The 12,788-nt window shown below is 51.2% G+C and carries 18 protein-coding genes; 17 read left to right on the top strand and 1 reads right to left on the bottom strand.

What is annotated here, in order from left to right; all coding sequences use genetic code 11:
* Positions 1 to 9 precede the first annotated feature (9 nt).
* The 15 genes from rplF to JS578_02175 all read left to right on the top strand — a co-directional run bounded on the left by rplF (position 10) and on the right by JS578_02175 (position 9,292).
* Entirely contained in the window at positions 10 to 564 is a 555-nt protein-coding gene (rplF, locus tag JS578_02245) for a 50S ribosomal protein L6 (GenBank protein ID QRX64101.1), read from the top strand.
* A gap of 21 nt (positions 565 to 585) precedes the next feature.
* Positions 586 to 930, top strand: a complete 345-nt coding sequence (locus JS578_02240; GenBank protein QRX64100.1) for a 50S ribosomal protein L18 — start codon at positions 586 to 588, stop codon at positions 928 to 930.
* A 5-nt stretch (positions 931 to 935) separates the two neighbouring features.
* A complete protein-coding gene (rpsE, locus tag JS578_02235) occupies positions 936 to 1,457 on the top strand; it encodes a 30S ribosomal protein S5 (protein ID QRX64099.1) in 522 nt (173 codons plus the stop codon).
* 15 nt (positions 1,458 to 1,472) lie between these two features.
* On the top strand, positions 1,473 to 1,649 hold the full coding sequence (rpmD, locus tag JS578_02230) for a 50S ribosomal protein L30 (GenBank protein QRX64098.1): 177 nt from the start codon (positions 1,473 to 1,475) through the stop codon (positions 1,647 to 1,649).
* Positions 1,650 to 1,682: 33 nt separating this feature from the next.
* The gene (gene rplO, locus JS578_02225; GenBank protein QRX64097.1) at positions 1,683 to 2,129 is read left to right on the top strand and encodes a 50S ribosomal protein L15; all 447 of its coding nucleotides are present in this window, start codon (positions 1,683 to 1,685) and stop codon (positions 2,127 to 2,129) included.
* Positions 2,130 to 2,133: 4 nt separating this feature from the next.
* Positions 2,134 to 3,456, top strand: a complete 1,323-nt coding sequence (gene secY, locus JS578_02220) for a preprotein translocase subunit SecY (GenBank protein ID QRX64096.1) — start codon at positions 2,134 to 2,136, stop codon at positions 3,454 to 3,456.
* A gap of 17 nt (positions 3,457 to 3,473) precedes the next feature.
* Positions 3,474 to 4,256: a type I methionyl aminopeptidase gene (gene map / locus JS578_02215; protein ID QRX64890.1), complete on the top strand. Its 783-nt coding sequence runs from the start codon at positions 3,474 to 3,476 to the stop codon at positions 4,254 to 4,256.
* A gap of 18 nt (positions 4,257 to 4,274) precedes the next feature.
* Positions 4,275 to 4,493 (top strand): translation initiation factor IF-1, encoded by a 219-nt coding sequence (gene infA, locus JS578_02210; protein QRX64095.1) that lies wholly within the window; start codon positions 4,275 to 4,277, stop codon positions 4,491 to 4,493.
* A 72-nt stretch (positions 4,494 to 4,565) separates the two neighbouring features.
* Complete coding sequence (gene ykgO, locus JS578_02205; protein ID QRX64094.1) at positions 4,566 to 4,682, top strand: type B 50S ribosomal protein L36; 117 nt, start codon at positions 4,566 to 4,568, stop codon at positions 4,680 to 4,682.
* Positions 4,683 to 4,719: 37 nt separating this feature from the next.
* Positions 4,720 to 5,100 (top strand): 30S ribosomal protein S13, encoded by a 381-nt coding sequence (rpsM, locus tag JS578_02200; protein ID QRX64093.1) that lies wholly within the window; start codon positions 4,720 to 4,722, stop codon positions 5,098 to 5,100.
* Positions 5,101 to 5,110: 10 nt separating this feature from the next.
* Positions 5,111 to 5,500 (top strand): 30S ribosomal protein S11, encoded by a 390-nt coding sequence (gene rpsK / locus JS578_02195; protein ID QRX64092.1) that lies wholly within the window; start codon positions 5,111 to 5,113, stop codon positions 5,498 to 5,500.
* A gap of 116 nt (positions 5,501 to 5,616) precedes the next feature.
* Positions 5,617 to 6,225 carry a 30S ribosomal protein S4 gene (gene rpsD / locus JS578_02190; protein ID QRX64091.1) on the top strand — a complete coding sequence of 203 codons (609 nt, stop codon included), beginning with the start codon at positions 5,617 to 5,619 and terminating at the stop codon, positions 6,223 to 6,225.
* Between the two features lie 4 nt (positions 6,226 to 6,229).
* Positions 6,230 to 7,231, top strand: coding sequence for a DNA-directed RNA polymerase subunit alpha (locus tag JS578_02185; protein QRX64090.1), 1,002 nt, complete (start codon positions 6,230 to 6,232; stop codon positions 7,229 to 7,231).
* A gap of 8 nt (positions 7,232 to 7,239) precedes the next feature.
* Complete coding sequence (rplQ, locus tag JS578_02180; protein ID QRX64089.1) at positions 7,240 to 7,812, top strand: 50S ribosomal protein L17; 573 nt, start codon at positions 7,240 to 7,242, stop codon at positions 7,810 to 7,812.
* A 238-nt stretch (positions 7,813 to 8,050) separates the two neighbouring features.
* Entirely contained in the window at positions 8,051 to 9,292 is a 1,242-nt protein-coding gene (locus JS578_02175) for an NAD(P)/FAD-dependent oxidoreductase (GenBank protein QRX64088.1), read from the top strand.
* A gap of 39 nt (positions 9,293 to 9,331) precedes the next feature.
* Here JS578_02175 and JS578_02170 read toward each other — a convergent pair whose 3' ends face one another.
* Positions 9,332 to 10,561, bottom strand: coding sequence for an N-glycanase (locus JS578_02170; protein ID QRX64087.1), 1,230 nt, complete (start codon positions 10,559 to 10,561; stop codon positions 9,332 to 9,334).
* Between the two features lie 94 nt (positions 10,562 to 10,655).
* Here JS578_02170 and JS578_02165 point away from each other — a divergent pair, with 94 nt between their 5' ends.
* The gene (locus tag JS578_02165) at positions 10,656 to 11,750 is read left to right on the top strand and encodes a Nif3-like dinuclear metal center hexameric protein (protein ID QRX64086.1); all 1,095 of its coding nucleotides are present in this window, start codon (positions 10,656 to 10,658) and stop codon (positions 11,748 to 11,750) included.
* A 169-nt stretch (positions 11,751 to 11,919) separates the two neighbouring features.
* Positions 11,920 to 12,687, top strand: a complete 768-nt coding sequence (locus JS578_02160) for a hypothetical protein (protein QRX64085.1) — start codon at positions 11,920 to 11,922, stop codon at positions 12,685 to 12,687.
* Positions 12,688 to 12,788 lie beyond the last annotated feature (101 nt).

Raw genomic sequence — 12,788 nt, 5'->3', positions numbered from 1 at the left:
GAGAGTAATATGTCAAGAATAGGAAAATTACCCATCACCCTGCCCGCGGGCGTAGACGTTAAAGTGGGAGAGAACAACCTTATCACGCTGAAAGGTCCCAAGGGGGAATTGCAGCAACAGGTAAACCCCAATATGAAGGTGTCGGTCGACAACGGTCTGCTTATCGTGGAACGTCCGAACGACGAAAAAGAAAACCGTGCAATGCATGGCCTCTACCGTTCACTGTTGAACAACATGGCCATTGGCGTGTCGGAAGGTTTCCGTAAAGAGCTGGAACTGGTAGGTGTTGGTTACCGTGTATCCAACAACGGTCAGGTACTGGAGTTATCGCTTGGTTATACCCACAGCATCTTCCTGCAGTTGCCTGCAGAGATCAAGGTGGAGACCAAGATGGAGAGAAACAAGAACCCGCTCATCATCCTGGAGTCGTGCGACAAGCAACTGCTTGGACAGGTGTGCGCCAAGATCCGTTCATTCCGTAAGCCTGAGCCATACAAGGGCAAGGGTATCAAGTTCGTGGGTGAACAGCTCCGTCGCAAATCGGGTAAGACAGCAGGTAAATAATTCAGGTAAACCGACATCGCAATGATTACAAAGAACGAAAAAAGACTTAAGATAAAAGCCCGTGTAAGGGGTAAGATCAGTGGCACCGCCGAGTGCCCGCGTCTGACCGTCTTCCGGAGCAACAAGCAGATATACGCACAGGTGATCGATGATCTCACCGGTCGCACGCTTGCCGCAGCCTCATCGCTGAAGATTGGGGAAAAGCTTCCCAAGAAGGAGCAGGCAGCCAAGGTGGGAGAGATGGTAGCCAAGAACGCCCTGGAAGCAGGTGTGGAGAAGGTAGCCTTCGACCGCAACGGTTACCTCTATCATGGACGTATTAAAGATTTGGCTGACGCTGCCCGCAAAGGTGGCCTTAAATTTTAACGATTATGGCAGGAATGAACAACAAGGTAAAAACTACCAACGATATTGAATTAAAAGACCGTTTAGTGGCTATTAATCGTACCACCAAGGTGACCAAGGGAGGTCGTACCTTCACTTTTGCCGCCATCGTGGTGGTTGGCAACGAAGACGGCATCGTAGGCTGGGGCCTCGGTAAGGCCGGTGAAGTGACCACGGCGATCGCCAAGGGTGTGGAAGCAGCCAAGAAGAACCTGGTAAAGGTACCGGTATACAAGGGTACCATCCCCCACGAACAGGTAGCCCGTTTCGGTGGCGCACAGGTATTCCTCAAGCCGGCCGTGACCGGTACCGGTGTGAAGGCCGGTGGTGCCATGCGTGCCGTACTGGAGAGTGTGGGTATCACCGACGTGTTGGCCAAGTCGAAAGGCTCATCCAACCCTCACAACCTGGTTAAGGCAACCATCGAGGCGCTCACTGAACTGAGAGATCCCTTCACCATTGCCCAAAACAGGGGCATCAGCATGGAAAAAGTATTTAACGGACAATAAAGAAAGGAATCTGAAATGGCTACAATCAAAGTAAAACAGACAAGAAGCAGAATCGGAGCTCCTAAGGATCAGAAAAGGACGTTGGATGCTTTGGGACTGACCAAGATGCACCGTGTGGTGGAACATCAAGACACGCCCTCCATCAGGGGGCTGATCAACAAGGTGCACCACCTGGTAACGGTAGTAGAATAAACAAGTTACAAAACGATAAAAAAGATATTAACGATGAATTTATCGAATTTAAAACCGGCTGAAGGAGCCACCACATCCCGCAAAAGAATTGGCCGTGGGGCCGGATCGGGTAAGGGAGGTACTTCAACCAGAGGACATAAGGGACAGAAATCAAGATCGGGATACTCCAAGAAGGTTGGTTTTGAAGGCGGACAGATGCCGCTGCAGCGCCGCCTGCCCAAGTTTGGTTTTAAGCCCCTGAAACGTACGGAGTATAAGGCCATCAACCTGGAAACACTCCAGGAGCTGGCTGATGCACTGAAGGTGACGAAGATCAACCCCGAGGTGCTGATTGGTGCCGGACTGGTTTCGGCCAAGCACCTGGTGAAAATTCTCGGAAGAGGAACGCTGACGGCCAAGCTGGAGGTAGAAGCACACGCTTTCTCCAAATCAGCAGAAGAGGCCATTACCTCTGCAGGTGGAACCGCTGTAAAACTCTGAAAAAATGGGATTTGTACAAACAGTTAAAAATATATGGAAGATAGAAGACCTTCGTCAGAGGCTTATTATCACCATTGGTTTTATCGCCATCTATCGTTTTGGATCGTTCGTGGTATTGCCCGGGATCAATCCTGAACAACTTGTGGCACTGCAGTCAAATGCCAGTACCGGCTTGCTGAGCCTTCTCGACATGTTCTCGGGAGGTGCTTTTGCCAATGCCTCAATCTTTGCCCTGGGAATCATGCCCTATATCTCTGCTTCCATCGTGATGCAGTTGCTCGGTATCGCCGTGCCTGCCTTCCAGAAGATGCAGCGTGAGGGTGAGAGTGGTCGTACCAAGATTAACCAGTACACCCGCTACCTGACGGTAGCCATCCTGCTGGTGCAGGGACCTGCCTACCTCTACGGAGCCGTGGGTGGTGCCATCCCCGGCGGTTTCTGGGACTGGGTATTGCCCTCTACTGTAATCCTTGCCGGCGGGAGCATGTTCGTGCTCTGGCTTGGCGAACGTATCACCGATAAGGGTATCGGTAATGGTATCTCGTTCATCATCCTGATCGGTATCATCGCCCGTCTGCCGCATTCGCTGGTAGCCGAGTATGACCGGTTGATTGATGCTCCGGGTGGATTGATTCTGCTGCTGCTCGAACTGCTCTTCATGGTGGCGGTAACCGCCGCTGCGATCATGCTGGTGCAGGGTGTCCGCAAGGTACCCGTACAGTATGCCAAGCGCATTGTGGGCAACAAGCAATATGGTGGTGTTAGACAGTATATCCCGTTGAAGGTGAATGCCGCCAACGTGATGCCGATCATTTTCGCCCAGGCGATCATGTTCATCCCCATCACCATCGCGCAGTTCTCTGCCGGTGATGGAGGTGGCTTCTGGATCGCGCTGATGGACTTCACCAGCTTCTGGTATAACTTCATCTTCGCGTTGCTGATCATCGCCTTCACTTACTTCTATACGGCGATCACGGTGAACCCTGTTCAGATGGCAGAAGATTTGAAACGTAACAACGGCTTCATCCCTGGTGTAAAACCGGGTAAGCGTACGGCTGAATATATCGACACCATCATGTCGCGGATCACACTTCCCGGATCTGTCTTTCTGGCAATCGTCGCCATCCTGCCCGCCTTCGCGGGACTGATGGGGATTAACTCCCAGTTTGCACAGTTCTTCGGTGGCACCTCGCTGCTGATCCTCGTAGGGGTTGTGCTCGACACACTTCAGCAGATTGAGAGTCACCTCTTGATGCGTCACTATGACGGCTTCCTCAAGTCGGGTGCCAAGATCAAGGGCAGAACAGGTTCAATTGCCGCTTATTGATGTTTAAAGAATAAATGATGGATAGCAACAGAATCATACTGAAGACCGACGAAGAGATCGAGTTCATGCGTGACGCGAACCGCCTTGTGGGGATGACGCTCGGAGAGCTCTCCCGTCACATCCGGCCGGGCATCTCCACGCTGCAGCTTGATCGCATCGCCGAAGCCTTCATCCGTGACCATGGCGCTATTCCCACTTTCCTGGGTTATGGTGGTTTTCCCAACTCGATCTGTACCTCGGTCAACGAGAACGTGGTACATGGCATCCCCAATGACAAGCCTCTCGAGGAGGGGGATGTGATCTCGATCGATTGTGGCACGAATCTGCGCGGCTTTTGCGGCGACTCAGCCTACACTTTCTGTGTGGGTGAGGTGAAAGAGGAGGTGAAACAACTCCTGCGCATCACCCGCGAGTCGCTTTACAAAGGCATTGAACAGGCTCGTGAGGACAACCGCGTTGGCGACATCGGATCTGCGATACAGAGCTACTGCGAATCGCACGGTTACGGCGTGGTGCGCGAGCTTGTGGGCCACGGCATCGGTAAGCAGATGCACGAGGCTCCCGAGGTGCCCAACTATGGGCGACGCGGCACCGGTCCGCTTTTGCGGAACGGCATGTGTATTGCCATTGAGCCGATGATCAACATGGGTGGGCGCAAGGTGATTTTCGAAAACGACGGGTGGACAGTGCGGACCAAAGACCGTAAGCCATCGGCACATTTCGAGCATACCATCGCCATCCGGAACGGGAAAGCTGATATCCTATCCACATTTGAGTTTATTCTTGAAAGCAACAACTAACCAAAGAGCATTGATTGAATGGCTAAACAGGCAGCAATAGAACAGGACGGAACCATCATAGAAGCATTGTCAAATGCGATGTTCCGCGTAGAACTGGAAAACGGACACGAGATTACCGCTCATATCTCGGGTAAGATGCGCATGCACTACATCCGCATCCTCCCCGGAGACAGGGTACGGGTGGAGATGTCGCCCTACGATCTCTCGAAAGGAAGAATCTCATTCAGGTATAAATAAGCTGTCAGTAATCAGCAATCAGCTGAAAACTGACAACTGAAATTTACGAGCAAAAAATAAAAAACTAAACATATGAAAGTAAGAGCATCACTCAAGAAACGTACGGCAGACTGCAAGATCGTAAGGCGTAAAGGCCGTTTGTATATCATCAACAAAAAGAATCCCAAGTTCAAACAACGTCAGGGATAAGATTCATCAACCGTAATCAAATAACAAAGAAACTTATATGGCAATAAGAATTGTAGGTGTCGATCTGCCGCAGAACAAGAGGGGTGAAATTGCCCTCACCTATATCTATGGGATTGGACGCAGCGCCGCGAACTCCATCCTGGAGAAGGCAGAAGTTGACAAGAACATCAAGGTGAAAGACTGGAGCGACGACCAGGCAGCACGCATCCGTGAGATCATCGGCAACGAATTCAAAGTAGAAGGTGATCTGCGCTCGGAAGTACAGCTCAACATTAAACGTCTAATGGACATTGGTTGCTATCGCGGCATCCGTCATCGTATCGGTCTGCCCGTACGTGGTCAGAGCACCAAGAACAACGCCCGTACCCGCAAGGGAAGGAAGAAAACCGTTGCGAACAAGAAAAAAGCTACTAAATAATTAAGGTAACATGGCAAAAAGAACAGTTGCAGCAAAAAAGAGAAATGTAAAAGTGAGCGCTCAGGGACAGGCTCATATCTCATCCTCATTCAACAACATCATCGTCTCCATCACCAATGAGAATGGTGAGGTGATCAGCTGGTCATCAGCAGGAAAGATGGGATTCAGAAGTTCCAAGAAGAACACCCCCTATGCAGCGCAGATGGTAGCACAGGATTGTGCAAAGGTAGCATACGATCTGGGATTGCGTAAGGTGAAAGCATACGTCAAGGGTCCAGGTAACGGACGTGAGTCGGCCATCCGTACCATTCATGGTGCCGGCATCGAGGTGATGGAGATCATCGACGTCACACCGCTGCCCCACAACGGCTGTCGTCCCCCGAAACAAAGAAAAGTTTAATCAATCAATTCAGTTTCATTTACCTTGAAACTTGAGCTGTGAATTTGATTACACCACAACTTCTCTGTAATCGCGGCTGCACAGTTTAGGCTTCAGTAAAGTTTAAATTTGTAACAATGGCAAGATATACTGGTCCAAAATCAAAGATCGCCCGTAAGTTTGGCGAACCAATTTTCGGTCCCGATAAAGTTCTCTCAAAGAAGAACTATCCTCCGGGACAACACGGTAACTCACGCAGAAGGAAGACATCGGAATATGGCATCCAGCTGCGCGAAAAACAGCGCGCCAAATACACCTATGGCGTACTGGAAAAGCAGTTCCGTCTGACCTTCGACAGAGCAGCCCGCAGCCGCGGCATCACCGGTGAGGTGCTGCTTCAGCTGCTCGAATCACGTCTCGACAATGTGGTGTTCCGTCTCGGCATCGCTCCCACACGTGCCGCTGCACGCCAGATGGTGACACACCGTCACATCGTGGTAAACGGTAAGGTACTCAACATCCCCTCTTATACCGTGAAACCCGGTGAAGTAGTGGGTGTTCGGGAAAAATCAAAATCGATGCTGGTTGTAACCAATTCACTGGCAGGGTTTAATCACAGCAAATACCCCTGGATGGAATGGGACAAAGCTACCATGAGCGGCAAGATGCTGCACGTGCCTGAAAGAGCTGACATCCCTGAAAGCATCAAAGAACAACTCATCGTAGAATTATATTCTAAACAATAATTTCATGGCAATATTAGCATTCCAAAAACCCGATAAAGTAATCATGCTGCAGGAGGATGCATTCTCCGGCAAGTTCGAGTTCCGTCCCCTGGAACCCGGATACGGCATTACCATTGGTAACGCCCTGCGCCGCATCCTGCTCTCCTCGCTCGAGGGATTCGCGATTACATCGGTAAAGATAGACGGCGTGGAGCACGAGTTTGCTTCCATACCGGGTGTGATAGAAGATGTAACAGGTATTATTCTGAATCTCAAGAAGGTACGATTCAAACGGATCGTAGAGGAGTTTGAATCAGAAAAGGTGAGCATCGCTATTTCGGGAACGGATGTGTTTAAAGCCGGAGATATAGGTAAACTGATGACCGGTTTTGAAGTTCTCAACCCCGAGCAAGTGATCTGCCATCTGAACAAGAAGGCTGACCTGCGCATGGAATTGACCATCCACAAGGGTAGGGGCTATGTGCCGGCCGACGAGAACCGGGAGATGCTTGCATCGGAAGATGTGCAAACCCTGGCTGTCGACTCTATCTTCACTCCGATTCGGAATGTGAAGTATGAGATTGAAGATTACCGTATTGAACAGAAGACCGACTACGAAAAGCTGATCATTGAGATTACCACCGATGGATCCATACAACCCAAGGAGGCGTTGAAGGAAGCTGCCAAGATACTGATTCAACATTTCGTTCTTTTCTCCGATGACAACAAGATCATGCTGGAGACCAACGATGCCGAGAGCATTGAGGAGTTCGACGAAGAGGTATTGCACATGCGCCAGATGCTGAAACGCAAACTCTCCGACCTAAACCTCTCGGTGCGGGCACTCAACTGCCTGAAAGCCGCCGACGTGGAAACATTGGGACAGCTCGTCTCGCACAACAAGAACGACCTTCTCAAGTTCCGCAACTTCGGCAAGAAGTCGCTCACCGAGCTGGAAGAGTTGCTCGATGGATTGAAGCTCTCCTTCGGGATGGATACCTCGAAATACAAATTAGATAAAGACTAACAACTGCAATGAGACATAATAAGAAATTTAATCATTTAGGGCGTAAGACTGCACATCGTGGGGCTATGTTGTCCAATATGGCCACCTCGCTCATCATGCATAAACGCATCTTTACCACTGTTCCCAAAGCCAAGGAACTGAGGAAATTCGTGGAACCGATCATCACCCGCAGCAAGGAGGACACCACCCACTCACGGAGAGAGGTATTCAGCCTGCTGCAGAGCAAGACCGCCGTTACGGAGCTGTTCCAGACCGTATCGCAGAAGGTTGCCGATCGTCCGGGTGGTTACACCCGGATCATCAAGACCGGTTTCCGCCTTGGTGACAACGCTGCCATGTGTTTTATCGAACTGGTGGACTTCAACGAGAATATGCTCGGTGATGGCGGTGCCAAGAAGGCCAAGACCCGTCGTTCACGCAGAAAAGGCGGCGCTACCGCTGCAGCTCCTGCAGCAGAAGCACCCAAAGCAAAAGAGGCGAAGAAAAAGGAGGAGGCTCCCAAGCAGGAAACTGTAAAGGAAGAAGAACTCCCGCAGCCTGAAGCAGCACAGGCCGACGCCGAAAAGACAGGGGAGGAGTAAAATCCTCAACCAGGGGGGTGAAATGAACCTTTCACCCCTCCCCATCGAAACACTGCAGGGATGGTTGTCAGTCAGGCAGAGATCTGCAACCTCTGTCGATGATCTGATTTGCAGTGAAGCTGTGATTTTTAAAATGTTAAACATTAAGAAAGCGCCGCGAGTGATTCGTAGCGCTTTTTTTTTGCAACAATTCTTCTTTTCTGTTTGTTTTACCATCTCACCAATCAGATGTCGCGTTATGAAGAAGAAGATTGTAGTGGTTGGCTGTGGCTTTGGTGGACTGCAGTTCGTGAATCACTTGCCCAAAGGAGTTTATGACATCATGGTGATCGATAAGATCAACCATCACCAGTTTCCGCCCCTCTTTTACCAGGTGGCAGCATCACAAATTGAGCCTGCCACCATCTCATTTCCCATCCGCAAGATATTTCAGAAAAGAAGAGATGTGCGCATCCGCCTGACACAAGTGCTCGCGGTAGACGATGTAAACAAGGTCGTGGAGACCAACATCGGATTGTTTGCTTTCGACTATCTGGTGATCGCCACCGGTACCCGCACCAATTTCTTCGGCAACAACTCCACCGCGGAGCATGCATTGGAGTTGAAGTCCACATATCAGGCCATCAACGTGCGCAATTACATTCTTTACAACTTTGAGAAGCTGCTTTATGCGGAGAACAAGGAGGGACTCTACAACATCGTGATTGTGGGAGGCGGTGCCACCGGTGTGGAGCTGGCGGGTGCCTTTGCCGAGATGACCCGCGAGATACTGCCGAAGGATTATCCTAACATCGATGCAGGGAAGGTACATGTCTATCTGCTGGAAGGAGGCCCCCACACCTTGGCGGCCATGAGTCCCTTTGCACAAAAATATTCTGAAAATTATCTTCGCTCCATGGGTGTGAACGTGAAGACCGGTACACTTGTGCAGGATTACGACGGTGAGCGGGTAGCCCTCAACACGGGAGAAACCATTCCTACGCGTAACGTGATCTGGTCTGCCGGAGTAATCGGTAATCTCATAAGCGGGTTGCCCGGTGAGAGCATCCTGCGCTCGGGGCGGATCAGCGTGGATCGTTACAACCGGGTAAAGGGATTAAAAAATGTTTTTGCCATTGGTGACGTGGCCTATATGGAAACAGAGAAATATCTCAAGGGTCACCCACAGCTGGCTAACGTGGCGATAGGGCAGGGGAAGAACCTTGCAAAGAACTTGCAGAAGATTGATGCCGGTGTTGATGATCTGAAGCCCTACGAATACCGAAACCTGGGGACCATGGCCACTGTCGGTCGCAACAAGGCGGTGGTGGACCTCCCCTTCGTGAAGTTCAAGGGACGCTTTGCCTGGTTCGTCTGGATGTTCCTCCACCTGATGCTGATCCTGAGTGTACGCAACAAGCTGGTGATCTTTATCAACTGGGCCTGGAACTACTTCACCAGAAACAACTCTCTGCGACTAATCCTGAAGGATACCGACTGAGTAACCCTTCCACCTTCAGAACACTCTAAATAGGAAGTCTTACTCCTCCCAAACCAGGTAGGCAGATACGAGCCAATGGTTCAGCTTGTTTTCATCGATGGGTGTCGATTCGGGAATGCTGATGGTGAGGGTGTGATAGCCCGGTGTGATGTCCGGCAGGTTAATCTCCTCGGGTACCACATCGCTGCCCGGACACCAGTTGCTGCGCGAAAGGTCGGACGATGCCAGCGGCTCCTCGCTCTCACGCACCACCCGTTTGCCCTCCCGATTGATATGCGCCAGGGGGCGTTTCCGTACCCAAACCGCCGATGTGGGGTTGAAGCGGCGGAAGGCGGCACAGTCGGTACGCCAGGGGGTGAAGTTGAGTATTTCATTTTCATCGATTGAGAGGATGTGCTGCTGTGGACGGAACTCATCACCTCCGCTATGGCCCCCATGGCCCGTTGCGATATATTTCAGGCGCACATTTTTAGCATTGGGGGGCAGGGTGAAAGGGATCATCACATCCTGCCGCGAGAAGATGTCGGGGTGCTTCTGGCCGATGTAGTAGTTCGTGTTGATGAGTGGCTTCACGTGCAACCCCGGTTTGGGGTCGCAGGGGAGGGCACTCTCGTTGAAGGTGAGTTGCAGGTCCACCTTGTATCCCTCTTTCGTCCAGGTGTCGATGAAGATGCCAACCCAAACTTCCCCCTCCAGCAGCGGTAGCCGGTCGCTGATGTCCTGTTTCCAGGTCACCTCTTGTGCCCAGCCATCTACAAAAATGGGACGCCGCAGCATCGATACCGAATCGTCGTTGCGGCTGAAGTGACCCACGCCGAACGGTGTCATGAAACGCATCAGTTCCACCGTGGGCAGGTATCCCTCACCGGCAGTGATCCCATTCAATTGTTCATAGAGGGTGGTATCGTGCGGTGGGTAGCTGGCGTTTCCTGCAACCACATCGATCATCGTGATGTCGGAAGCAGAGGGGATCACGAAGCAAGAGCCCGACTTGTCCCAGGGGTCGCCATTGGAGACCAGGTTGAGTCTGATCTCTGTCTCGGTGTAGTTGTCGAAAACGGGCACTTTTATTTTCTTCAGCACGATACGCCCGTTGCCCAGGTAGAGCATATCTTCCTTTTCTACCACCCCGTCGGGATAGTCGGCAGGGTTAAAAAGAACCGGGGTCTCGCGGAACAAATCCACGACCAGGGGAGAGTGGGTACGCTGTGCGGTGAGCGTCACGGCTGTAAGCAGTGATGTGATCAATAGGAAAAAAGTCTTCTTCATACGATGCATCTGGTTGGATAAGATGAATGAGTTCAATGGGGACAAAGATACAAAAAACCACTATATTTGCAGAAACAACTAAACAGCAAGAGCTATGCGCATCAAGGAGATCATTCAGGCTATAGAGCAGTTGGCACCGCTGCCGTTGCAGGAGGAGTATGACAACAGCGGGTTGCAGTGTGGTGATCCCAACAGGGAGGCCACAGGTGCACTGCTGGCCATCGATGTGACAGAAGATGTGGTGGAGGAGGCCATCGCCCTGGGATGCAACCTGATAATATCTCATCACCCCATCGCCTTCCGTCCATTTCGTTCGCTCACCGGCAGGAACTACGTAGAGCGCTCCATGATCATGGCCATCCGCAACGATGTGGCACTCTATGCTGCCCACACCAACCTTGACAACGCGCAGGGTGGGGTGAATTACAAGCTGGCGGAGATGATGGAGTTACAGAACGTGAAGATCCTTCTACCCAAGAGCAATGCGTTGCTCAAGTTTGTCACCTTCGTCCCGCTGCTGCATGCCGAGAGCGTACGCAATGCACTCTTCAATGCCGGTGCCGGTCATATCGGCAACTACGACAGCTGCAGCTACAACCTCACCGGCGAAGGTACCTTTCGCCCGGGTGCCGGGTCAAACCCCTTTGTGGGGGAGGCGGAGAAGCTTCACTTTGAGCAAGAAGTTCGAATTGAAACCGTGTTGCCGGTGATGCGAAAAGAGGAGGTGTTGCGTGCCCTGCTGGCGGTGCACCCTTATGAGGAACCGGTCTATGACCTCTATCCCATTGCAAACGAGTGGGGACAGCATGGGAGCGGTGTGGTGGGTGTTCTGCCGGAGCCGATGCCTGAGCAGGAGTTCCTATACCTGCTGAAAGATATTTTCAACCTGCCTACCATCAGTCACACCAAGTTACAGGGCCGGGAGATACGTGACGTAGCCATCTGCGGCGGGGCAGGTGCATTTCTGATCCCGCGGGCGGCCTCTTACGGAGCCGATGCATTCGTGACAGGAGAGGCGAAGTACAACGACTACTATGACGCCGAGGATCGCCTGCTGCTAGCGGTTGTGGGTCATTATGAGTCAGAAATCTGCACAAAAGATATCTTTTTTTATCTGCTTTCAAAAAAATTCCCTACCTTTGCAATACATAAATCGGCATTCGATGTGAATCCGGTGAAGTACCTGTAAAAGAAAGCGGTCCGACTTGTTCCCGCAGTTACAGTGAATGTGGTAGCGAAACGTTTATTACAACGTTTGGCTACTGCATTTTTTCGTTAGAAGCGCTTCAACGGGCATCTCACAAAGCACAAGCCTGCAATGTGAACATCAACTAAAAATATCATAAAAAAGAATTCTTATGGCAACAAAAAAGAAAGCTACGGAACAGGAAGTTTCAGTGGAGGATAAGCTGAAGTCGCTACACAAGCTGCAGTCCTACTATTCCGAGATTGACCGCATCAAGACACTGCGTGGAGAACTGCCCCTGGAGGTAGCCGACCTGGACGACGAGATTGCCGGGCTGGGTACCCGCATCAACAACTTCGAGCTGGAGCTCAAACAACTGGATGAGAACATCAAGTTGCAAAAGGGTAAGATCGAGACCAGCAAGGCGAAGATCGAAAAGTACACCAAGCAACTTGACAACGTGCGCAACAGCAAGGAGTATGACCACCTCTCGAAGGAGATAGAGTTCGAAACACTGGAGATCGAACTCTCCGAGAAGCACATCCGTGAGCATGGCCAGCTGACGACCTCCATCGGTGAGCAGATTGCCACAGCCAACGAACTGCTTAAGGATAAGTCGAGCGATCTGGAACATAAGAAGAAAGAGCTCGACGACATCGTCTCAGAGACAAAGGCGCAGGAGGAGAAGATCCGCGAGAAGGTAAAGAAAACGGAGACCACCATTGAGCCGCGACTGTTGGCTGCGTTCAAGCGTATCCGCAAGAATGCCCGCAACGGACTGGGCATCGTGCCCATTCAACGTGGAGCCTGCGGCGGTTGTTTCAACAAGATCCCACCACAGAAGCAGATGGACATCAAACTGGGCAAGAAGATCATTGTATGTGAATACTGCGGCCGCATCATGATTGATCCTGAAATGGCAGGTGTTTCGGAGAAGTAAGCAACCACGGGTATGGATCGGGAGAGCGAATTTATTATGGATTTTTTTCCCTATTTGTAGCGTTAATCTTCGTTGTTTTGTGACAAAAGATGTATCTTTGC

Source organism: Dysgonomonadaceae bacterium zrk40, assembly GCA_016916535.1.
GTDB lineage: Bacteria > Bacteroidota > Bacteroidia > Bacteroidales > Dysgonomonadaceae > Proteiniphilum.
This window is presented reverse-complemented; position numbering and strand designations above follow the sequence as displayed.

Bases quoted from the DNA above. Each gene is read 5' to 3' on its own strand.
- secY (QRX64096.1), top strand. From the start codon at position 2,134: ATGGGATTTGTACAAACAGTTAAAAATATATGGAAGATAGAAGACCTT.
- rpmD (QRX64098.1), top strand. From the start codon at position 1,473: ATGGCTACAATCAAAGTAAAACAGACAAGAAGCAGAATCGGAGCTCCT.
- JS578_02160 (QRX64085.1), top strand. From the start codon at position 11,920: ATGGCAACAAAAAAGAAAGCTACGGAACAGGAAGTTTCAGTGGAGGAT.
- rplO (QRX64097.1), top strand. From the start codon at position 1,683: ATGAATTTATCGAATTTAAAACCGGCTGAAGGAGCCACCACATCCCGC.
- JS578_02240 (QRX64100.1), top strand. From the start codon at position 586: ATGATTACAAAGAACGAAAAAAGACTTAAGATAAAAGCCCGTGTAAGG.
- JS578_02165 (QRX64086.1), top strand. From the start codon at position 10,656: ATGCGCATCAAGGAGATCATTCAGGCTATAGAGCAGTTGGCACCGCTG.
- rpsD (QRX64091.1), top strand. From the start codon at position 5,617: ATGGCAAGATATACTGGTCCAAAATCAAAGATCGCCCGTAAGTTTGGC.
- JS578_02170 (QRX64087.1), bottom strand. From the start codon at position 10,561: ATGAAGAAGACTTTTTTCCTATTGATCACATCACTGCTTACAGCCGTG.
- JS578_02185 (QRX64090.1), top strand. From the start codon at position 6,230: ATGGCAATATTAGCATTCCAAAAACCCGATAAAGTAATCATGCTGCAG.
- rpsE (QRX64099.1), top strand. From the start codon at position 936: ATGGCAGGAATGAACAACAAGGTAAAAACTACCAACGATATTGAATTA.
- rplQ (QRX64089.1), top strand. From the start codon at position 7,240: ATGAGACATAATAAGAAATTTAATCATTTAGGGCGTAAGACTGCACAT.
- infA (QRX64095.1), top strand. From the start codon at position 4,275: ATGGCTAAACAGGCAGCAATAGAACAGGACGGAACCATCATAGAAGCA.
- ykgO (QRX64094.1), top strand. From the start codon at position 4,566: ATGAAAGTAAGAGCATCACTCAAGAAACGTACGGCAGACTGCAAGATC.
- rplF (QRX64101.1), top strand. From the start codon at position 10: ATGTCAAGAATAGGAAAATTACCCATCACCCTGCCCGCGGGCGTAGAC.
- map (QRX64890.1), top strand. From the start codon at position 3,474: ATGGATAGCAACAGAATCATACTGAAGACCGACGAAGAGATCGAGTTC.
- rpsK (QRX64092.1), top strand. From the start codon at position 5,111: ATGGCAAAAAGAACAGTTGCAGCAAAAAAGAGAAATGTAAAAGTGAGC.
- JS578_02175 (QRX64088.1), top strand. From the start codon at position 8,051: ATGAAGAAGAAGATTGTAGTGGTTGGCTGTGGCTTTGGTGGACTGCAG.
- rpsM (QRX64093.1), top strand. From the start codon at position 4,720: ATGGCAATAAGAATTGTAGGTGTCGATCTGCCGCAGAACAAGAGGGGT.